Annotated in this window: 16 protein-coding genes; 3 read left to right on the forward strand and 13 right to left on the reverse strand. The window is 66.9% G+C overall.

Going from position 1 to position 21,281, the window contains the following annotated elements; all coding sequences use genetic code 11:
- Positions 1-9: 9 nt before the first annotated feature.
- On the forward strand, positions 10-1,284 hold the full coding sequence (locus ACSVDO_RS09635; protein ID WP_489596135.1) for a saccharopine dehydrogenase family protein: 1,275 nt from the start codon (positions 10-12) through the stop codon (positions 1,282-1,284).
- A 68-nt stretch (positions 1,285-1,352) separates the two neighbouring features.
- Here ACSVDO_RS09635 and ACSVDO_RS09640 read toward each other — a convergent pair whose 3' ends face one another.
- The 12 genes from ACSVDO_RS09640 to gcvT form a co-directional block, all read right to left on the reverse strand.
- Positions 1,353-2,333 carry a Bug family tripartite tricarboxylate transporter substrate binding protein gene (locus ACSVDO_RS09640; RefSeq protein ID WP_332534255.1) on the reverse strand — a complete coding sequence of 327 codons (981 nt, stop codon included), beginning with the start codon at positions 2,331-2,333 and terminating at the stop codon, positions 1,353-1,355.
- 385 nt (positions 2,334-2,718) lie between these two features.
- The gene (locus ACSVDO_RS09645) at positions 2,719-3,477 is read right to left on the reverse strand and encodes an SDR family NAD(P)-dependent oxidoreductase (RefSeq protein WP_489596136.1); all 759 of its coding nucleotides are present in this window, start codon (positions 3,475-3,477) and stop codon (positions 2,719-2,721) included.
- Between the two features lie 270 nt (positions 3,478-3,747).
- Positions 3,748-4,458, reverse strand: coding sequence for an ABC transporter ATP-binding protein (locus tag ACSVDO_RS09650; RefSeq protein WP_489596138.1), 711 nt, complete (start codon positions 4,456-4,458; stop codon positions 3,748-3,750).
- On the reverse strand, positions 4,458-5,225 hold the full coding sequence (gene livG / locus ACSVDO_RS09655) for a high-affinity branched-chain amino acid ABC transporter ATP-binding protein LivG (RefSeq protein ID WP_489596140.1): 768 nt from the start codon (positions 5,223-5,225) through the stop codon (positions 4,458-4,460). The genes ACSVDO_RS09650 and livG overlap by 1 nt, the downstream gene beginning before the upstream one ends.
- The gene (locus tag ACSVDO_RS09660; RefSeq protein WP_489596142.1) at positions 5,222-6,475 is read right to left on the reverse strand and encodes a high-affinity branched-chain amino acid ABC transporter permease LivM; all 1,254 of its coding nucleotides are present in this window, start codon (positions 6,473-6,475) and stop codon (positions 5,222-5,224) included. The genes livG and ACSVDO_RS09660 overlap by 4 nt, the downstream gene beginning before the upstream one ends.
- A complete protein-coding gene (gene livH, locus ACSVDO_RS09665; RefSeq protein ID WP_332534261.1) occupies positions 6,475-7,404 on the reverse strand; it encodes a high-affinity branched-chain amino acid ABC transporter permease LivH in 930 nt (309 codons plus the stop codon). The genes ACSVDO_RS09660 and livH overlap by 1 nt, the downstream gene beginning before the upstream one ends.
- 86 nt (positions 7,405-7,490) lie before the next feature.
- Positions 7,491-8,615 carry a branched-chain amino acid ABC transporter substrate-binding protein gene (locus ACSVDO_RS09670; protein WP_489596145.1) on the reverse strand — a complete coding sequence of 375 codons (1,125 nt, stop codon included), beginning with the start codon at positions 8,613-8,615 and terminating at the stop codon, positions 7,491-7,493.
- 130 nt (positions 8,616-8,745) lie between these two features.
- Positions 8,746-9,402, reverse strand: coding sequence for an RluA family pseudouridine synthase (locus ACSVDO_RS09675; protein ID WP_489596147.1), 657 nt, complete (start codon positions 9,400-9,402; stop codon positions 8,746-8,748).
- A gap of 4 nt (positions 9,403-9,406) precedes the next feature.
- On the reverse strand, positions 9,407-11,602 hold the full coding sequence (locus tag ACSVDO_RS09680; RefSeq protein ID WP_489596148.1) for a PAS domain-containing hybrid sensor histidine kinase/response regulator: 2,196 nt from the start codon (positions 11,600-11,602) through the stop codon (positions 9,407-9,409).
- A gap of 100 nt (positions 11,603-11,702) precedes the next feature.
- On the reverse strand, positions 11,703-14,621 hold the full coding sequence (gcvP, locus tag ACSVDO_RS09685) for an aminomethyl-transferring glycine dehydrogenase (RefSeq protein ID WP_489596150.1): 2,919 nt from the start codon (positions 14,619-14,621) through the stop codon (positions 11,703-11,705).
- Positions 14,622-14,699: 78 nt separating this feature from the next.
- Entirely contained in the window at positions 14,700-15,074 is a 375-nt protein-coding gene (gene gcvH, locus ACSVDO_RS09690) for a glycine cleavage system protein GcvH (protein WP_332548377.1), read from the reverse strand.
- A gap of 91 nt (positions 15,075-15,165) precedes the next feature.
- Positions 15,166-16,332: a glycine cleavage system aminomethyltransferase GcvT gene (gene gcvT, locus ACSVDO_RS09695; RefSeq protein ID WP_489596152.1), complete on the reverse strand. Its 1,167-nt coding sequence runs from the start codon at positions 16,330-16,332 to the stop codon at positions 15,166-15,168.
- Positions 16,333-16,450: 118 nt separating this feature from the next.
- Here gcvT and ACSVDO_RS09700 point away from each other — a divergent pair, with 118 nt between their 5' ends.
- Both ACSVDO_RS09700 and ACSVDO_RS09705 read left to right on the forward strand, forming a co-directional pair.
- On the forward strand, positions 16,451-18,040 hold the full coding sequence (locus ACSVDO_RS09700) for a long-chain-fatty-acid--CoA ligase (protein WP_489596154.1): 1,590 nt from the start codon (positions 16,451-16,453) through the stop codon (positions 18,038-18,040).
- Between the two features lie 93 nt (positions 18,041-18,133).
- Entirely contained in the window at positions 18,134-19,648 is a 1,515-nt protein-coding gene (locus ACSVDO_RS09705; protein ID WP_489596155.1) for an amidohydrolase family protein, read from the forward strand.
- A gap of 2 nt (positions 19,649-19,650) precedes the next feature.
- Here the strand turns inward: ACSVDO_RS09705 and ACSVDO_RS09710 are convergent, their stop codons facing one another.
- The gene (locus ACSVDO_RS09710; RefSeq protein ID WP_332548375.1) at positions 19,651-21,138 is read right to left on the reverse strand and encodes an amino acid permease; all 1,488 of its coding nucleotides are present in this window, start codon (positions 21,136-21,138) and stop codon (positions 19,651-19,653) included.
- Positions 21,139-21,281: the final 143 nt, after the last annotated feature.

Here is a 21,281-nt window from a genome sequence, read left to right on the forward strand (position 1 = left end):
AGTGATTCAATGAAGCGTAATGTTCTGATCATCGGCGCTGGTGGGGTGGCACAGGTCGTGGCGCACAAATGCGCACAAAACAATGCCCGCCTTGGCCATATCCACATTGCCTCGCGCACGCTGGCCAAATGCCAGGCCATCATCGATTCCATCCATGAAAAGCACAGCCTGCAGCAGCCTGGAACGCTGCAGGCGCATGCGCTTGACGCCATGGACGTGGAGGCGACCAAGTTCCTGATCCGCGCGACCCACAGCCAGATCGTGATCAATGTCGGCTCGCCGTTTCTCAACATGTCGGTGCTCGCGGCCTGCCTGGAGACCGGTGCCGCCTACCTCGACACCGCCATCCACGAAGACCCGCTCAAGGTCTGCGAGACCCCGCCCTGGTACGCCAACCACGAGTGGAAGCGCCGCCAGGCCTGCCGCGATGCGGGCGTGACGGCCATCCTGGGCGTGGGCTTCGATCCGGGCGTGGTCAACGCCTATGCGCGTTATGCGCTGGACCACTGCTTCGACCGCGTCGACTCCATCGACATCATCGACATCAACGCGGGCCGCCACGGCCGCTATTTCGCGACCAACTTCGATCCGGAAATCAACTTCCGCGAGTTCGTCTCCACGGTCTGGTCCTGGGAAAACCGCGCCTGGAAGGCGAATGCGATGTTCGAGCACCGGCGCGACTGGGACATGCCGGTCACCGGTGTGAGCACCACCTATCTCACCGGCCATGACGAGCTGCACTCGCTGTCGCAGCATCTGGATGTGCCCGACATCCGCTTCTGGATGGGCTTTAGCGACCATTACATCAACGTCTTCACGGTGCTCAAGAACCTGGGCCTGCTGTCCGAGCAGCCGGTGCGCACGGCGCGCGGTCTGGAGGTGGTGCCGCTGGAAGTGGTCAAGGCCGTGCTGCCCGACCCCGCGTCGCTTGCGCCCGACTACCAGGGCAAGACCTGCATTGGCGACCTGATCAAGGGCGAGCGCGGCGGCCAGCCGCACGAGGTGCTGATCTACAACAGCTGCGACCACGGCGAGAGCTTTGCCGAAGTGGGCAGCCAGGCCATCTCGTACACCGCGGGCGTGCCGGCCGTGGCCGCGGCGCTGCTGATTGCCAACGGCATCTGGGATGTGGGCCAGATGGCCAATGTCGAGGAGCTCGACCCGGTGCCGTTCATCGCGCTGATGAACCGCATGGGCCTGGAAACGCGCATCCGCGATGCGCAGGGCGACCGCCTGCTGGACGCCCAGCTGCCCGAGGAGAAGCTGCGCGCCAACGCGCGCTGAACAGGCCCGGCATGCAAAACGCCCTGACCCCGTGAAGGGGGCAGGGCGCTGCAGCCGGAGCAGAGGGCTTACTGGATCTTCGCGCCCGAGTCTTCGACGACCTGCTTGGAGGCCTTGTAGTCGGCCTTGAACATCTTGTCGAAGTTGGCCACGCTCATTGCCTGGGGCTCTGCGCCCTGGGCCAGGATGGCGTCGCGGATTTCAGGCATGGCCAGCAGATGGTTGACTTCGGCATTGACCTTGGCAACGATGGCCGCGGGCGTGCCCGCAGGCATGAACAGCCCGTACCAGGTGCTCACGTCGAAGCCCTTGATGCCAGTTTCGGCCAGCGTGGGGACGTCGGGCAGCGAGGTCGAGCGCTTGGCCGAAGTCACGGCCAGCGCGCGCAGCTTGCCGGCCTTGATCTGGGCGATGGCCGAAGGTACGGACGACACCAGCAGATCGACATTGCCGGCCAGCGCATCCATCAGCGCGGGGTTGGAGCCCTTGTAGGGCACGTGGGTCAGCTGCACCGAAGCGGCTTTTTCCAGCAGCACGCCGGCGATATGGATGCTCGTGCCGTTGCCGGGCGAGCCATAGGTGATCTTGCCGGGCTGGGCCTTGGCCGCGGCGAGCACGTCGGCCACGGTCTTGTAGGGCGAATTGACGCTGGTGGCGATGACCACGGGCGTATAGGCCACATGGGCGACGGGCGTGAGGTCGCGCACCGGATCCCAGGGCAGGTTCTTGTAGAGGTAGGGGCCCAGGACCAGGTTGTCCTTCTGGCCCATGACCATGTCATAGCCCGTGGGCGCGGACTTGGCCGCATCGCTGATGCCAATGGTGCCGCCGGCGCCGGCCTTGTTCTCGGGCACCACGGTCCACTTGGTGACTTCGGTGAGCTTGTTGGCCACCACGCGGGCCAGGATGTCGGTGCCTCCGCCCGGGGGGAAGGGAATGACCATGCGGATGGGCTTGGTCGGGTATTCGGCGGCAGGTTGGGCAGCGCTGGCAAAGCTCGCCGTGAAGGCGCAGGCCACGGCAGTGGCGGTAATCAGTGGGCGAAACATGGAACAACAAACTCCGTTGACGGATCGAGAAGAACAGCGGGCCGGACGCGCGCGACAGCTGGTGGCCATCGGGCATCGCAGCCGCTAGCTGAAACAAAATGGGCAGATTCGATGATCGGGGAGGGTGTTTCCGCCATCAATGGGTGTTTGTCTCTAGGTCGTAGAGGGACGGCAAGGCGCAAGGCCATTTCCGTCTCACAGCCCGTGCCATGCACAGCGGGGTTGCCGACTGCGCGATCACCGGCAATGCAGCCGATCTGGTGCACTGCCCTGTGTGGCCCACGGGACGCGGGCTGGGAGCAGGAGCTTACTGCATTTTGTTACCCCGGCGCTTGCAGGCGCGGGGTATAGCAGGCCACGTCAACGGGCCTTTGGTGCCTGTCTTTCAGGCCTGGCGCACATCGGCTACGGCTTCGGCACCGAAATCGGCGCGCTGCAGCCAGGCCAGCACCTTGGCCGCGGCCTGCTCGGGTGAATCCAGCTGGTCCTGGGACTTGAGCGCGGCAAAGCGCTGCAGGTCGGGAAACGCCGCCGGATCGGCATTGCGCAGCTGAACCTGCATGTCGGTGTCGATCACGCCGGGTGCGAGCGAGCACAGTTTGGCGCCATGCGGCTTGAGCCCTTCTTCGAGCGCCACGCAGCGTGTGAAATGGTCCATGCCGGCCTTGGCCGCGCAGTAGGCGGCCTGCGAGGCCATGGCGCGCCGGCCCAGGCCCGAGGAGATGTTGAGCACCTTGCGCTCGGCGGGCCAGTGCTCCGTTGCGCCCAGGAAGGCCGCGGTGAGCAGCATAGGCGCCTCGAAGCCCACGCGCAGCGCGGGCGACAGTTCGGCCGCAGTGAGCGACGACAGCGGCTCGATCGGCGGCATCACCCCGGCGTTGTTGATCAGCGTGGCCTGCCGGTATCGGCCCGAAGGCTGTTGCTTGAGCCAGTCGGTCAGCCGCGCCGCGGCCTGGGCCGGATCGCCGAGATCGACCTGCCACTGCTCCAGCGGGGCGCCCGCGGCCGCGGCCGCGGCGGCAAGATCGTCGTTGGCGTTGCGCGCCAGGCAGATGAGCTGGTGGCCGGGATGCAGCAGCTGCCGTGCCATGGCCAGGCCCATGCCGCGCGAGCCGCCGGTGAGGAAAATCAGATGGGATGTCATGGGGCAATGGTAATCGCGTGGGGGGAACGCAGGTGCCGTAGCGTGCGTCGAGAGGGCTGGGCACAAAAGGAGGACGGTTTCCTGAATGCCGGGGCTTCGACAGGCTCAGCCCGAACGGATTCTTCTCGCGCGCCCCCCATTGTCTTTTGCCATTGACGGGCCGTTCATCGTTTGACGGGCGCGCCCGGCCAAGCGCGGCATGAACGGTTTTCGCCGTTCGCCCTGAGCCCGTCGAAGGGCCGGTATTCCAGAGTCAAACAACCAGGCGACCTACGCCCCCAGATACGCTGCTCTTACCGCATCATTGCGCAGCAGATTGGCCCCGGTGTCCTGCAGCACCACGCTGCCGGTCTCCAGCACATAGCCGCGGTCGGCGATCTGCAGCGCACGGTTGGCGTTCTGCTCGACCAGGAACACCGTGACGCCGGCCGCGCGTATGGTCTGGATGATCTCGAAGATCTGCGCGATGATCAGCGGCGCCAGGCCCAGCGTGGGCTCGTCCATCAGCAGCAGGCGCGGCTTGGACATCAGCGCCCGGCCTATGGCCAGCATCTGCTGCTCGCCGCCCGACATGGTGGCCGCGCGCTGGCGCGCGCGCTCGCGCAGCCGCGGGAACAGCTGGAAAACATGTTCCATGCCGTCGCCGATCTGCTCCTTGCTCTGGAAGAAGCCGCCCATCATCAGGTTCTCGGCCACCGTGAGATGGGGAAAGACGCGCCGGCCTTCGGGCGAGATCGCAATCCCCTTGCGCATGATCAGGTGCGTGGGCAGTTGCGTGATGTCTTCGCCTTCGTAGACCACGCGGCCGCTGGTCGCGCGCGGCGTGCCGCACAGCGTCATCAGCAGCGAGGTCTTGCCCGCGCCGTTGCAGCCGATCAGCGTCACGATTTCGCCCGGGTGGACTTCAAGGCTCACGTCGTTGACCGCGCAGATCGCGCCGTAGTGGGTGAACACGTTTTCAAGTTGCAGCATTGCCGCCATCAGGCCTCTCCCAGATAGGCCTTGATGACCCGTTCGTCGTGGCGTATGGCCTCGGGCGTGCCCGTGGCGATCGGTTTGCCGTATTCCATGACCAGGATGCGCTCGGAGACTCCCATCACCAGACCCATGTCGTGCTCTATCAGCAGCACCGCGACATCGTGCTGCTGGCGCAGCTGGTCTATGAGGTGCTGCAGATCTTTCTTTTCCTGCGGGTTCAGCCCCGCGGCGGGCTCGTCGAGCATCAGCACCTGGGGCTCGGTGATCATGCAGCGCGCGATCTCGAGCCGGCGCTGGTGGCCGTAGGCCAGGTTGCCCGCGGGTCGGTTGGCGTAGGCGCGCAAGCCCATGTAATCGAGCCAGTGCAGCGCGTTGTCCAGCGCCTGCTGTTCGGCGCGCCGGTAGCCCGCGGTGTTGAACAGCCCGGCGAGAAACGAGGTGCGCATCTGGCGATGCTGGGCGACCAGCAGGTTCTCGAGCGCGGTCATGGACTTGAACAGCCGCACGTTCTGGAAGGTGCGCACCACGCCGCGGCGCGCGACGTTGTGGCTGCCCAGGCCTGCAATGCTGCGCCCGGCCAGCGCGATGCGGCCCGCGCTGGGCTGGTAGAAGCCGCTGATGCAGTTGAACACCGTGGTCTTGCCCGCGCCGTTGGGGCCGATGATGGCAAACACTTCGCGCGGCTGCAGCGCAAAGCCCACGCTGTCGACGGCCAGCAGGCCGCCAAAGCGCATGCTCAGCGCCTCGACTTCAAGCAGGGGCGTGCTCATGGACCGACCTCCAGATGGTGGCGCTTCATGGGCAGCAGGCCTTGCGGGCGCCAGACCATCATCAGAATCATCACCAGGCCGAAGATCAGCATGCGGTACTCGGAGAATTCGCGCGCCAGCTCGGGCAGCACGGTGAGCAGGATGGCGGCGATGATCACGCCCAGCTGCGAGCCCATGCCGCCGAGCACCACGATGGCCAGAATGAGCGCCGACTCGATGAAGGTGAACGATTCGGGGTTGACTATGCCCTGGCGCGCGGCGAAGAAAGCCCCGCCCAGGCCCGCGAACATCGCGCCCAGCGTGAACGCCGACAGCTTGATCTTCATCGGGTGCAGGCCCAGCGAGCGGCTCGCGATCTCGTCCTCGCGCAGCGCTTCCCAGGCCCGGCCTATGGGCATGCGTATCAGCCGGCTCGAGATCCACAGCGTGACCAGGGCCAGCGTCAGCGCCATCAGGTACAGCGCGATCACCATGTGCAGCGACTGGAACTCGAGGCCGAAGAACTGGTGAAAAGTGGTGCCGCCTTCGGTGCTGGCATTGCGCGTGAGTTCCAGCCCGAACACCGTGGGCTTGGGAATTCCCGAGATGCCGTCGGGCCCGCCCGTGAGCGTGGTCAGGTTGATCAGCAGCAGCCGGATGATCTCGCCAAAGCCCAGCGTCACGATCGCCAGGTAATCTCCGCGCAGCCGCAACACGGGAAAGCCCAGCACGAAGCCGAACATCGCGGCCATGGCGCCGGCCAGCGGCAGCGCTTCCCAGAAGCTCCAGCCGGCCCAGTGGAACAGCAGTGCGTAGGTGTAGGCACCGACGGCGTAGAAGCCGACGAAACCCAGGTCGAGCAGCCCGGCAAAACCCACCACGATGTTCAGGCCCAGGCCCAGCATCACGTAGATCATTGCCAGCGTCGCGATGTCCACCGCATTGCGGCCGGCGAAGAACGGCCAGGAAACGGCGATCAGCAGCGCGGCCAGCATCAGGCCCTGGCGCTGGCGCTGCGTGGCTGCGGGCAGGGCCGGGCGCTGGATGCGCGGCGCGCGCGCCCAGGCACGCGCGAGCCAGGGGCGCAGCAGCTGCACCACGAACACCAGCGCGCAGGCCCAGGCGACCGTGGTCCAGTGCGGCACGATCAGCGTGCGCCCGCCCGCGCGCTCCAGGTGCAGGCCGAAGATGGGAATGGTGACCAGCGCCGTGAGCACGGCGGCGATGACTGCGTCGCGCAGGTTGTGCCTAAGCAGGGAAGCCGTCGTCATCAAACTTTCTCCACCTCAGGTTTTCCGAGAAGGCCGGTGGGGCGCACGAGCAGGATCAGCACCAGCAGCGTGAACGCCACGATGTCCTTGTATTCGGAGGAGATGTAGGCCGCGGCCAGCGTCTCGGCCACGCCCAGCAGCACGCCGCCCAGCATGGCGCCTGGAATGCTGCCAATGCCGCCGAGCACGGCCGCCGTGAAGGCCTTGATGCCGGCCAGAAAGCCGATGAACGGGTTGAGCTTGCCCACGGCCAGGGCGATCAGCACGCCGCCCACGGCCGCGAGCACCGCGCCCAGGATGAACGTGAAGGAAATCACGCGGTGGGTGTTGATGCCCAGCAGGTTGGCCATGTGCATGTCCTGAGCGCAGGCGCGTGAGGCCCGGCCCATGCGCGAGTGGCGGATGTAGAGCGTGAGCAGCACCATCAGCACCACGGCGACGACGATGATCATGATGCGCGTATACGGTATGAAGATCTCGAAGCCGCCGCTGCCGCCGCCGAACTGCAGCGCACCGGGCAGCAGCTGCGGCACAGCCATGTCGCGCGCGCCCTGGCCCAGCGCGACCCAGTTCTGCAGGAAGATCGACATGCCGATGGCGGAGATCAGCGCCACCAGCCGCGGGCTGTTGCGCACCGGTTTATAGGCCACCTGTTCGACGACGAAGCCGTAGACGCCGGTGATGATGGCCGCAACCACCAGCATCAGGCCTATCACCAGCCATATAGGCACGCCGCCCTGGGTGCCCACGGCTGTCAGCGTGACCAGGCCTACATAGGCGCCGATCATGTAGATGTCGCCGTGGGCAAAGTTGATCATGCCTATGATGCCGTAGACCATCGTGTAGCCGATGGCGATCAGCGCATAGATCGCACCCAGCGACAGCCCGTTGAACAGCTGCTGCAGCAGCTGGGGCAGGAAATCATCCATCGGTCACCACCTTCCGGCAGAAATGACTGTCTGTACCAAGGGCCGCCAGCCCGGCTGCGCGGCCCTTGGTATGCGTGGCGAAGGCCTTACTTGGCCGCCGCGGTCTTGCTGCCGTCCTTATGCCACTCGAAGACCTGGAAGTCAAAGGCCTTGAGGTCACCCTGCTTGTTCCAGCCCACGGTGCCCAGCGCGGTCTCGAAGTTGGTCTTGTGCAGATGGTCGGCGACCTTGGCGGGGTTGTCGCCCACGGCCTTGATGCTTTCAAGCAGCACCTGCACGGCCGCGTACGAAGTGAGCTGGAACGCGCCCGAAGGGTTGCGCTTCTGGTCCTTGAACGCCTTGACCACGGCCGCGTTCTTGGGATTGGCCGCGAAGTCGGCCGGCAGGGTCACGAGCATGCCTTCGACCGCATTGCCGGCGATGGCGTTGACCTCCGGGTTGCCCACGCCTTCGGGGCCCATCATGCGCACCTTGAGGCCTTGCTCGGCAGCCTGGCGCAGCAGCAGGCCCATTTCGGGGTGGTAGCCGCCGTAGTAGACGAAGTCGACGCCGTTGCTCTTGAGCTTGGTGATCACGGCCGAGTAGTCGCTGTCGCCCGCGTTGATGCCTTCGAACAACGCGACGTTGATGTTGGCTTTTTTCAGCGCGTCGCGCACCGAGGTCGCAATGCCCTGGCCGTACGACTGCTTGTCGTGCACCACCGCGACTTTCTTGGGCTTGGCCTTCTCGATGATGAACTTGGCAGCCGACGGGCCTTGCTGGTCGTCGCGGCCTATGGTGCGGAAGATGTAGTGGAAGTTCTTGCCGTCGGTCAGCGCGGGCGAGGTCGCCGAAGGCGTCACCACGACCACGCCTTCATTGTTGTAGATGGGCGCGGCGGCAATCGCCGCACCCGAGCACACGGGCCCGACCACATAGCCGATCTTGGCGTTGACCACGCGGTTGGCCGCGACCGGCCCCTGCTTGGGCTCGCAGGCGTCGTCCACCGGAACGAGTTCTATCTTCTTGCCCTGGATGCCGCCCGCGGCATTGATCATTTCGACGGCCGTGGACGCACCTTCCTTGACCATGTCGCCGTACTGGGTCAGCGCGCCCGTGGTCGGAATGACCATGGCAATGCGGATGTTCTGCGCATGGGCCACAGGAAGCAGGCCCGCGGCGACCAGACCCGCAGAGGCGACCAGAACAGACAGGCGAAACGGTTTTTGCATGGCGATCTCCTTGAATGGCGTGTAGGAGTCCCAGCTTATGCGAGCCCGCAAAGCCTGCAATAGGGTATATGCCAGGGGACGAAGCGTGGTGTGTGCGCTTCAGGGTAAATCCGTGCGCCGAGCGCAGGTGTCAGAACGGCGCGGACAACTCGAATGCGCGCCAGTCGCCCGTTTGCGGGTGGGTCAATCCGAGTTGCTGGGCGTGCAGCAGCAGCCGCGGTGCAGCCGCTGCGATCGGGCCGTCGGCGTAGAGCGCATCGCCCAGGATGGGGTGGCCCAGATGGGCAAGGTGCACGCGCAGCTGGTGGGTGCGGCCGGTGATGGGTTCGAGCTCCACGCGCGTGCAGCCGGGCCAGCCCGGCGGATCGTGGGCCAGCACGCGCCAGCGCGTCTGGCTGGGCTTGCCCGCGACGTCTATGATGCGCAGCGGCCGGCGCGGCCAGTCGGCCGCAATCGGCGCGTCTATGGTCTGCCATTCGTCGCTGCCGTGGACAGTCAGGATTCCGTGGACCACGGCCACATAGCGCTTGTGCACCGCGCGCTGCTCGAACGCCAGGCTCAACTGGCGCTGCACCAGCGGCGACAGCGCCATCAGCACCAGGCCCGAGGTCGACATGTCGAGCCGGTGCACGACCAGCGCCTGCGGCCACTGCGCCTGGGCACGCGCGCTCAGGCAGTCCTGCTTGTCCTCGCCGCGTCCGGGCACGCACAGCAGGCCCGAGGGTTTATCGAGCACCAGCAGCGCGTCATCGGCCGCGATGCAGCGCAGTCCTTCGCACATCGCCATCACGTCAATCGCGCAGCGGCTGGTTCATGAGCTGGTCGACGGTGGTGCACAGCTCCTCGACATCGTTGGGCTTGTGGATCAGCGCGCGCGCGCCCGCGGCCAATGCCTCGGCCTCGATTTCGGCCGTGACATAGCCCGAGGCCAGCGCCACCGGCAGGTCGGGGCGGGTGGCCAGCGCGGCGCGCACCAGATCCACACCGCAGAAGCCGGGCATGTTGTAGTCGGTGACCAGCAGGTCGTAATGGGCAGGCGCAGCTTGCAGCGCGGCCATGGCCTCGCGCGGATCGGTGAAGCCGCTGACGTCGTAGCCGCGCCGGCGCAGCAGGCGCTGCACCAGGAACACCAGCGCCTGGTCGTCATCGACATACATCACATGCCGGCGCGGCACGCCGCCGGGCTGCGCGTCGGGCGCGGCAGGCGCGTTGAGCGCCGGGCGGCGCGCGACCGGCGTGGCGATCACCGGCGCCGAACCGCTGGCCACGGGGAAATAGAGCGTAAAGCGGCTGCCTTCGCCGAGAACGCTGGAGACGTCGACCGCGCCGCCATGGGTGCGCATCACACCATGCACCACGGCCAGGCCCAGGCCCGTGCCCTGGCCCACGGGCTTGGTCGTGAAGAACGGCTCGAAGATGCGCTGCAGCGTCGCGGCGTCGATTCCCGGGCCGTTGTCCTGAACGCTTAGCGCAACGTAGTTGGCCAGCGGCAGGCCCAGCCGGTCGCTCAGGCGCTGGTCGGCCAGCGTGAGGCTGGCCGTGACCTGCACCATGCCGCGCGCGTCGCCGATGGCGTGCACGGCATTGGTGGTCAGGTTGAACAGCGCCTGCTCGACCTGGGTCACATCGGCGAGCAGCGGCGGCAACTGGGGCGCGATATGCGAGTGCAGTGCGATCGCCGGCGGCAGCGTCACGCGCAGCAGGCGCTCGGTGTCGCGTATCACTTCGGCGGCCTGGACGGCGCCGCGCTTGGGCGGCTCGTTGCGGCTGAAAGTCAGGATCTGGCGCACCAGATCGCGTGCGCGCCGGCCGGCCTTCTCGATTTCGAGCAGGCTTTCGAGCATCGCGGAATTCTCGGGGCAGTCGGCGCGCGCAAGTTCGACATTGCCCAGGATGGCGCCGACGATGTTGTTGAAGTCGTGGGCAATGCCGCCGGCCATGGTGCCCACGGCCTGCATCTTGTGCGATTCGCGCAACTGCGCTTCGAGCTCGCTGCGGTGGGCTTCGGCTTTCTTGCGGCTGCTCAGGTCGCGCGCGAACACCGTGGTGGTGGTTTCGCCGCCGCTGTGCTGCACGAAGGCCAGGCTCACCTCGACGGCCAGCTGCTTGCCGCTGGCGGTGCGTGCTTCCATCTCGCCGAGTACGGCCTGGGTGGTCAGCGCGGCGAATTCAAGCGCGCTCGCGGCATCGGGCAGGAAGCGCTCTAGCGGGCTGCCCAGCGCATCCTCGGCGGCGCAGGTGAACAAGGCCGCGGCCGTGGGGTTGAACACCGTGATGCGCTGCGCGCTGTCGACGCACAGGATGGCGTCCAGACTCGAGTTGATCACCGACTCGAGCCGGCGTTCGCTGGCGAACAGCTGGTTGTTGCGCTCCTGCAGCGCCAGGCGCTCGGCCAGCAGCGGACCCTGGTCGACGACGGCGCAGAGGAACTGGGCGATCGGCGGCCCTTTTTTCTGCGGAATCTCTATGCAGGCGATATGCAGGTCGCCGCAGAGGTTGATTTCCGAATTGATGGAGAAGACCACCTCGTGGACTTCGCTGCCGCCGCGTTCGCGCGCTTCCATGAAAGCCTCGCAGACGCGGTCGGCGTGCTTTTCGCTGACCAGCGGCATGAACGACACCAGGATGCGGTCGCGCTCCGTGGGCTGGAAGGCGTTGTGCGCCATGGCATTGGCCTGGATCACCATGTCGTGCTCGTCGAGCACCAGCAGCGGCAGCGGAATGCTCGCGAACAGCGCTTCGAAGCGCTCGGACGCGCTTTCGGCCACAGCCTGGCTGTAGTCGAGCACCTTGTTCTGGATCTCCAGCTCGTGCTGGTAGTTGCGCAGCTCGGCGACGAGCGCGGCCAGCGGCTCCTCGGCAATGGGCTCTAGCACTTCCTCGGTCCACGGCAGAGGCGTCATATCCTGGGCATCCGGCCCCATGAGGGCGTGCAGACCCATGGGATCGTCTTTGCGCAGGAGAAAGGACAGGTCGGGACGGCTCATGTGAGGTGGTGCAGTGGCCGTACGCCAGAGGTTGCGCAGACGCCGCGAGTTTAAGCGCGCGCCCGCGGCCTCACAAGCCTGGGGCCAAGTGGGCGGACAATCAGCTCAGGTAAGACTCCAATGGTATGCAACTGCAGTGCAGGTTGCGGTCGCCATGCACGTTGTCTATGCGTGCCACGGGTGGCCAGTACTTGGCGTGGCGCAGCGCGGGCTGCGCAAAGGCTGCCTGTTCGCGGCTGTACGCATGCGGCCATTCGGTGGCCAGCAGTGCGGCGGCGGTATGCGGCGCGTTCTTCAGAACGTTGTCGCTACGCGACACTTCGCCCGATTCTATCGCCCGGATTTCCGCGCGTATGGCAATCATGGCGGCGATGAAGCGCTCGATTTCCTCCAGCGGCTCGCTTTCCGTGGGCTCGACCATCAGCGTGTTGGGCACGGGAAACGACAGCGTGGGCGCATGCAGGCCGTAATCGATCAGCCGCTTGGCCACGTCCTCGGCCGTGACGCCGCTGGTGGCCTTGAAGCCGCGCAGATCGAGAATGCATTCGTGGCCCACGCGTGCGCGCCGGCCTTGCGTCCCGACGTTCATGCTGGGGCTGGCGTACAGCGTGGGGTAGTGCTCCTGCAGGCGACAGCTGATGTAGTTGGCGCTCAGGATGGCGGTCTCGCTCGCATGCTTGAGGCCTTGCGCGCCCATCATGCGCATGTACATCCAGCTGATGGGCAGCACCGCGGCATTGCCCAGCGGCGCGGCGCTGACCGCGCCCACGCCCGAATGCAGTCCCGTGCTCGCATGGCCGGGCAGGAAAGGCACGAGGTCTTCGACCACGCAGACCGGGCCCACGCCCGGGCCGCCGCCGCCATGCGGAATGCAGAACGTCTTGTGCAGGTTCAGATGGCTCACGTCGCCGCCGAACGCGCCGGGCGCGGCAATGCCCACCAGCGCATTCATGTTCGCGCCGTCGACATAGACGCGCCCGCCGTGGCGGTGCACCAGCGCACACAGCTCCTCGACGCGGGCCTCGAACACGCCGTGCGTGCTGGGGTAGGTGATCATCACGCACGACAGCCGCTCGCTGTACTTCTCGCACTTGTCGGCCAGGTCGGCCAGGTCCACATTCCCCTGGGCATCGCAGGCCGTGACCACGACTTCGAGTCCGGCCATCTGCGCGCTCGCGGGGTTGGTGCCGTGGGCGCTCGAAGGAATCAGGCAGATGTCGCGCTGGCCCTGGCCGTTTGCCGCGTGGTAGGCGTGGATGGCCAGCAGGCCCGCGTATTCGCCTTGCGAGCCGGCATTGGGCTGCAGGCTGACGCCCGCATAGCCCGTGGCTTCGCAGAGCCAGGCGCGCAGCTCGGTGTCCAGCTGCCGGTAGCCCGCGAGCTGGTCGGCGGGCGCGAACGGGTGGATCTGCGCGAACGCGGGCCAGGTGATGGGAATCATCTCGCTGGTGGCATTGAGCTTCATGGTGCATGAGCCCAGCGGAATCATCGTGCGGTCCAGCGCCAGGTCCTTGTCCGACAGCGCGCGGATGTAGCGCAGCATCGCGGTTTCGGCGTGGTGGCGCTGGAACACCGGGTGCGTGAGAAAGCGGCTGGTGCGGCGCAGCGCCGCGGGAATGCGCAGCGCCGTGCCGGCTTCTAGCGCCGCGACATCGGGCAGCGCCTGACCGGGCGCGGCAAATATCTGCCACAGCAGCGCGAGGTCGGCGCGCGTCGTGGTCTCGTCGAGCGCTATGCACAGCTCTTCGGGCGAATAGCGGCGCAGGTTCGCGCCCAGGCCCACGGCGCGCTGTGCCAGCGTCTCGGTGGCCGCGCCGGAGTGCACCAGCAAGGTGTCGAAGCTGCCGTGCTCGGCCACTGTGCGGCCCAGTTGCTTGAGACCCTGGGCCAGGATGGCGCAGTAGCGCGCGATGCGCAGCGCGATGCGCGTGAGGCCTTCGGGGCCGTGGTAGACCGCGTACATGCTCGCCACGACCGCGGGCAGCACCTGGGCGGTGCAGATATTGCTGGTCGCCTTCTCGCGCCGGATGTGCTGCTCGCGCGTCTGCAGTGCGAGCCGGTACGCGGGCTGGCCCTGGGTGTCGCGGCTCACGCCCACGATGCGTCCGGGCAGGGCGCGCTTGTAGGCATCGCGGCAGGCCATGAAGGCCGCGTGCGGCCCGCCCGCGCCCATGGGCATGCCCAGGCGCTGGCTGCTGCCGACCACGATGTCGGCGCCCCATTCGCCGGGCGGCGTGAGCAGCGTCAGCGCCAGCAGATCGGTGGCGACGATGAACGCCGCCTGGCGCGCATGGACCTGCGTGGCGTCGGCGCCCAGATACGCGATCCGGCCGTCGGTTGCCGGGTACTGCGTCAGCGCCGCGAAATAATCGCCTTCGAGTGCGCGCTGCCAGGCCGCAGGCGAGTCGGGCACCAGCACTTCTATGCCCAGCGGCTGCGCGCGAGTACGTATGACTTCAATCGTCTGCGGGTGGGTGCCGGCCGAAACGACGAAGCGCCGGCTGGCCGATGCCGTCATGCGCAGCGCCAGCGTCATGGCTTCGGCCGCGGCCGTGGCCTCGTCGAGCAGCGATGCATTGGCTATGGGCAGGGCCGTGAGGTCGCAGACCATGGTCTGGAAGTTGATCAGCGCTTCCATGCGCCCCTGGGAAATTTCCGCCTGGTAAGGCGTGTACGCGGTGTACCAGGCCGGGTTCTCGAGCACGTTGCGCAGGATCACGCCCGGCGTGTGCGTGCCGTAATAGCCCTGGCCGATGAAGCTCTTGAGCTGCTGGTTGCGCGCGGCCAGCTGCTGCAGTTCGGCCAGCGCCTGGGCTTCGCCCACGGCCGGCGGCAGCTGCATGGGGGTGTGCCGCGCGATGCCGGGCGGAACGATTTCGGCGATCAGCGCGGCGCGCGAGGCGGCGCCGACCACCGACAGCATCAGCGCTTCGTCGGCCTCGCCGGGGCCAATATGGCGGGCAATGAATTCGTCGGGGTTTTCGAGGGAATGCAGCGCGGGAACATGGGGCATCGTCATGGCAGGACCTGTGGAAAAGGCTGAAGCAATGGGATTGCCGGGCCACGAAAGCCCGGTCGCGCGGCGCAGTTCCCGCGTTTACGCGCTCTGCGCGAAAGCCGTGTAGGCGGCTTCGTCGAGCAGGCCGTCCAGCTGCGCGGGGTCGCTGAGCTTGATCTTGAAGAACCAGCCGCCGGCCAGCGGGTCGGAATTGGCCAGCGAAGGGTCGTCGCGCAGCGCCTCGTTGACTTCGACGATCTCGCCGCTCACCGGCATGTAGATGTCGGCCGCGGCCTTGACGGACTCGACCACGCCGGCGACATCACCCTGGGCGAAGGTCTTGCCCACTTCGGGCAGGTCGACGAACACCACGTCGCCCAGCGCGTCCTGCGCGTGCACGGTGATGCCCACCACGGCAGCGGCCGGGTCGGCGGCGTTGATCCACTCGTGGTCTTTGGAAAATTGAACGCTCATGAGAACTCCAGGAAAAACAAAAAAGAAAAGCGCAAGGCCGTAGTTCGCACTGTATCCCGTCGGCGGCCACCCGGGCGTCAGATGACGGACTTCATCCGCGGTAATAGCGGCTGGGAACAAATGGCATGGCCGTGACTTCCATGGGCACGGGCTTGCCGCGCACCAGCGCCTCCAGCCTTGTGCCGGGCGCGGCACTGGCGGATTCCACATAGGCCTGGGCAATGGGCTGGTTGAGCGTGGGCGACAGCAGGCCGCTTGTGACCTGGCCCACCTGCCGGCCGCCGGCATCGAGCAGGGCCGCGGGCTCGCGCACCGGAACGCGCTCGAGCGCGCGCAGTCCCACGCGCTGGCGCGGGCGCAGCGCGGGCTCGGCAATCTGCGCCAGCAGGCGCTCGGCGCCGGGAAAGCCGCCGGCGCGCGCCCCGCCGGTGCGCCGCACTTTCTGCACCGCCCACAGCAGGCCGGCCTCGGCGGGCGTGGTCGTGGTGTCGAGTTCATTGCCATAAAGGCACAGCCCGGCTTCCAGGCGCAGCGAATTGCGCGCGCCCAGGCCCGCGGCAGCGACTTCCGGGTGGTGCAGCAGCGCGCGGGCAAAGGCTTCGGCCATGGGCCCGGGCAGCGAAACCTCAAAGCCGTCCTCGCCCGTATAGCCGCTGCGCGTGATGTACAGCTCGCTGCCTTCCCAGACAAAGGCCGCGCCGTCCATGAACAGCAGCTGCTCGACGCCGGGCACCAGCCGCTGCAGCGCATCCACCGCCAGCGGCCCCTGCAGCGCGAGCAGCGCCTGTTCGCTCAGCGGCGTGATCTCGCAGCGCGCGCCGATATGCGCCTGCAGGTGGGCGAGGTCGGCGTGCTTGCAGGCGCCGTTGACGACCAGCAGGAAATCGTTGCCGCGCTGGATCAGCATCAAGTCGTCGAGCACGCCGGCCTGGTCATTGAGCAGCAGGCCGTAACGCTGGCGGTGCAGCGCCAGGTCCAGCAGGTCCATGGGCATCACGCTTTCCAGTGCGGCCGCGGTGTCGGCGCCGACCAGGCGCAGCTGGCCCATGTGCGAGACATCGAACAGGCTGGCGGCCGCGCGCGTGTGCTGGTGCTCGGCGATCAGGCCCTGGGGAAAATGCACGGGCAGGTGGTAGCCCGCGAAATCGACCATGCGCGCACCAAGTTCGAGGTGCAGCGAATGCAGCGGCGTGGGCAGCAGTTCGCCGGCAGCGGCCTGGGGGAAATGGGGCGTGGGAGGGCTGGTCACGGTGGTCATGGCGTTCTCCGGTCAGGCAGGCGCTGGGCCAGGCCGCAGCGCCATATGCAAATTTCCATTGGCGATAAGCCCAAGCCTACACTGGCCCGCAAGATTCGTGAATTCCCGGAGATTTTCAATGCAACTCACCCTGGGCGATACCCTGTCCTGGCCCGCGCGCTACCTGCCCCACAAGGAGGCGCTGGTCGCCTGGGAGGGCGGCGAGCGCCGCGCCTGGACCTATGCGCAGCTCGACGCCGAAGTCAACCGCCATGCCCATGGCCTGCTGGCGCTGGGCATCGCGCGCGGCGATGTGGTCGCAGCCTTTCTCTACAACACGCCGGCCTTTGTGTTCACGCTGCTGGCCGCGGCGCGCATAGGCGCGGTGTTCAATCCGATCAACTACCGGCTTGCGCCGCAGGAGCTGGCCTTCATCCTGCAGGACGGCAACGCGCGTGCGCTGGTCTTCGAGCGCGAAGTCGCCGAGGTCGTGACGCGCACCCAGGCCCTGCTGGGCGACGACAGCGCGCGTCCGGCGCACTGGATCTATGCCGATGAAGGTGCGGCCGACGCCACGCCCGAAGGCGCGGGCACGCGCCTGAGCGCGCTGGCTGCGGGGCACGCGAGCGACGCGCCGCAGGTGAGCGTCGACGAGACCGACCCCTGCATCCTGATGTACACCAGCGGCACCACGGGCCGGCCCAAGGGCGTGCTGCACAGCCACCGCAGCAAGCTCGCGCACAACGCGCTGATGCACCAGGTGATGCAGCTGCGCCGCGAGGATGTGGGTTTGTCGGTCGCTCCGCTCAACCATACGGCCGAGCTGCACACCAGCTTCCTGCCGCGGCTGCAGGTGGGCGCGACGCTGGTGCTGCAGCGGCGCTTCGACGCCGCCGAAGCCTGGCGCCTGGTCGAGGCCGAAAGAGTCACGTTCTTCTTCGCCGCGCCGACCATGGTCTCCATGCTGCTGCACGAGCCCACGCTGGCCGCGCGCGACACGCAAAGCCTGCGCCTGGTGGAATACGGCGGCGCGTCGATGGCGCCGCACCTGATACGCGAATGGACGCGCCAGGTAGGTTCGGGCCTGGTGCAGGTGTTCGGCACGACCGAGATGGGGCCTTGCATGTCGGTGCTCTACCCGCACGAGCAGCTGTCGCACGCGGGCTCGGCCGGCCTGCCGGCGCTGAGCCATGACCTGGTCGTGGCGCGCATTCCCGCCGACGGCAGCCCCACCGATCCCGCCCTGCGCTGCGCCGTCGGCGAAGTCGGCGAGATCCTGGTGCGCGGGCCCTGCATGATGGCCGGCTATCTGCACCGGCCCGACGCCAACGCGCGCGCCCTGGCCCATGGCTGGTACCACACGGGCGACATGGGTCATCTGGACGCGGACGGCTATCTGTGGATTCGCGACCGCATGGACTACATGATCAATTCGGGCGCCGAGAACGTCTATCCGCGCGAAGTCGAGGATGCGCTGGTCGAGCACCCGGGCGTGCTCGAAGTGGCCGTGGTCGGCGAGGCCGATGAACGCTGGGGCCAGGTGGTCGTGGCGCATGTGGTGCGCAAGGCCGCCGCCGCTGCCGCCGACGCGGCCGGCCTAGACGCTTTCCTGGTGCATGGCGACCGCCTTGCGGCCTACAAGCGCCCGCGCCGCTATCACTTTGTCGAGTCGCTGCCCAAGACCACCAGCGGCAAGATCCAGAAACATCTGCTGCGCCAGCCGCGTTGAGGTTCGCAGGCTGCAATACCCGGATCAAGGGCTCCTGCATTGGCTGCAGGGGCCTTTTTTTCGGTGTAATGACAGCAGATCAGGGAGGAAGTCATGCCGCTGCCCGCACGCATCTTTGATTTGCACACCCATCTGTTCAACGCGCGCTACCTGCCGCTGGCCAGCGTCATCGCCCATGCGATGGGCCGCGACGCGAGCCCGCTCGCGCGCCAGGTCGCGCGCCTGCTGCAGGCCCTGACGGGCTCGGCGTATGCGGTCGTTCCCGTCGAAGCCGTGTTTTCGCAGGCCACCGACGACACGCTGGAAATCGAGTGCCTGGAGCATATCTGGCGCATGGTCGAGTACGAGTTGCTGCTGGGCACGGGCTCGCTCGCCGCCGTGGAGCAGGGCGTGCTGCCGCAGCTCGAGCAGTCGCTCGAGGCGCCGGTGTTCGATCGCCTGCGTGCCTCGCAATTCATGGACATCCTGCTGACGCTGGACCAGATCGATTACGCGGCCGAAGGCTGGCCCGGGCCGCGTGCGCCCGAAGCCGAGGAGGTCGCAGTGCAGCAGATCCCCGAAATGAACGCCCGCTTCTCGGACTTCCTGCAATGGGCCGAGCGCGTGGTGCGCAAGGCGCTGTGGGTCGTGACGCGGCTCATGGACCCCATGGCCTGGGGTGAAGTCGTCAACTATCCCGCTTTCTTCCTGACCCTGCTGCATTCGGAAGAGCAGCTGCTGCAGAAGCTCTTTGCGAGCTATGGCGCGGGCCTGCCGCCGCTGCAGGCCGCGCACTACCTGATCGACATGCAGATGGCCTATCCCGGACAGGAGGCGCCGTTCTATCCGCTGCAGCCCGTGCAGGAAGACCGCATGCAGGCGCTGCAGCGCGCGCACCCGGCGCGCGTCTTCGGTTTCGCCGCATTCGATCCGCGGCGCGAAGATTGGCATGCGCGCGCGCTGCATTCGCTGGGCAAGGGTTTTGCGGGCTTCAAGTTCTATCCGGCCATGGGCTTCAAGCCCACGGGCAACGACGCGCCGATCCAGGCGCGCGTCGATGCGTTCTTCGACTTCTGCATTGCGCGCGATCTGCCGGTGTTCGCGCACTGCACGCCCGTGGGCTTCCAGACGCGGCTGCGGCTGGGCGCCAACGCCCATCCACGCCACTGGCAGGCGCTGCTGGAGCAGCCGCGCTGGCAGAAACTGCGGCTGTGCCTGGGCCATGCGGGCGGCGGCAACCTGCGCAACGGCGCGCTGCATTCAGCGGGCTGGTTCGCGGTTTCGGACGAGGCCTGGCAGCATGCAGACAATTTTGCGCGCATCGTGAGCGAGCTGTGCACGCGCTATCCGAATGTCTATTGCGAAGTCGGCTACCTGACCGAGTTGCTGGCGGATGACGATCCCGCGCGCCTGGAGTCCAACCTGCAGCGCGCGCGCGCGGCGCAGCAGCCGTTCGAGCTGCTCGACAAGATGGCCTATGGCTCGGACTGGCATATGCCCGAAGTGGTCACGCGCACGCGGCAGTATCTCGAACAATGGCTGGCACTCATGGAAAAGCCCGCGTATGCGGGCTTTCGCGAGCCGTTCTTCTGGAAGAACGCCTACCGGTATCTGCGCCTGCCTTTGTGAGCTCAGTACGGTTCGGCCTTGACCCGCATTTCGCTGTAGGGAACGATGCGCGAGCCCTTGACCAGCCGATAGCCCCACCAGATCAGCAGGAACAGCGGCAGGCCGATATAGGTCGCGACCACGCCGCCCCAGTCGATGCGGTCCTGGATGAAAGCCTGGTAGTTCTGGCCCAGCGTGATGATCAGGCACAGCACGAAAGCGAAGATCGGCCCGAACGGGAATGCGGCCGCGCGGTAGGGCAGGGCCGCCAGGCTCAGGCCCTGGGCTTCGTAGCCCTTGCGAAAGCGGTAGTGGCTGATGGCGATTCCCAGCCAGGCAATGAAGCCGGTCATGCCCGACAGGTTCAGCAGCCAGATGTAGACCGCCTGGGGGCTGAAGATGTTGGTCAGAAAGCACAGCGCGGCAATCGCCGTCGTGGCCAGCAGCGCCATCAAGGGCACGCCGTTGCGGTTGACGCGCGCGAAGATGCGCGGCGCCATGCGCTGGCAGGCCAGCGTGTAGAGCATGCGCGTGGAGGCATACATGCCCGAGTTGCCGGCCGACAGCACCGAGGTCAGCACCACGGCATTCATCACGGCCGCGGCAGACAGCAGGCCGGCGCGCTCGAACACCAGCGTGAACGGGCTCACGCTGATGTCGCTCACATCGTTGCGCAGCAGCTGCGGGTCGTTGTAGGGCAGCAGCAGGCTGATGATCAGGATGGCGAACACATAGAACAGCAGAATGCGCCAGAACACCTTGCGCACCGCGCGCGGCACGTTGCGCGCCGGATCCTCGGATTCGCCGGCCGCGATGCCGATCAGCTCCGTGCCCTGGAACGAGAAGCCGACGATCATCGCCACGCCGATCAATGCCGCGAAGCCGCCGGCGAACGGCGCGTCGCCCACGGTCCAGTTGGCCAGATTGCCCCAGATGCCTTCGGGCGCGCCGCCTTGCATGATGCCCAGCACCATCAGCAGGCCCAGACCGATGAAGACGATCACCGTCACCACCTTGATCGCGGCAAACCAGTATTCGGCTTCGCCAAAGCCTTTGACCGAAATCGCGTTGAGGCCGAACATCAGCGCCAGGAACAGCGCGCTCCAGACCATGCCGTTGACATCCGGTATCCAGTAGGCCATGACCAGCTGCGCCGCGACCAGGTCGACCGCAATCGTCACCGCCCAGTTGTACCAGTAGTTCCAGCCGAGCGCGAAGCCGAAGCCTTCATCCACATAGCGCGCGCCGTAGGTCGCAAACGAGCCCGAGACCGGCAGGTGGGCGGCCATTTCGCCCAGGCTGGTCATGAGGAAATAGACCATCAGGCCGACGACCATATAGGCGAGCAGCGCGCCGCCCGGGCCGGCCTGGGAAATGGTCGCGCCCGAGGCCACGAACAGGCCGGTGCCGATGGAGCCGCCGATGGCAATCATCGACAGGTGACGCGCCTTGAGGCTGCGGCGCAGGCCGGGCTCGGCCTGCGCGGAAGAGGGAGAAGCGTGGTCGCTCATTGCTTGGTTTCCTGTGCTCCGCTGCGCTGTGCACATGGCAGCAACGCAAAAGGCCGCACTGGCGCGGCCCGGAAAGACGGCATTGTGCGCGATTTGCCCGGCGCAGGCCGCGCCGTTGCAAAAAAACCTAAGCACGATTCAGC

The sequence above is a fragment of the Comamonas sp. DB36 genome, from assembly GCF_057914905.1.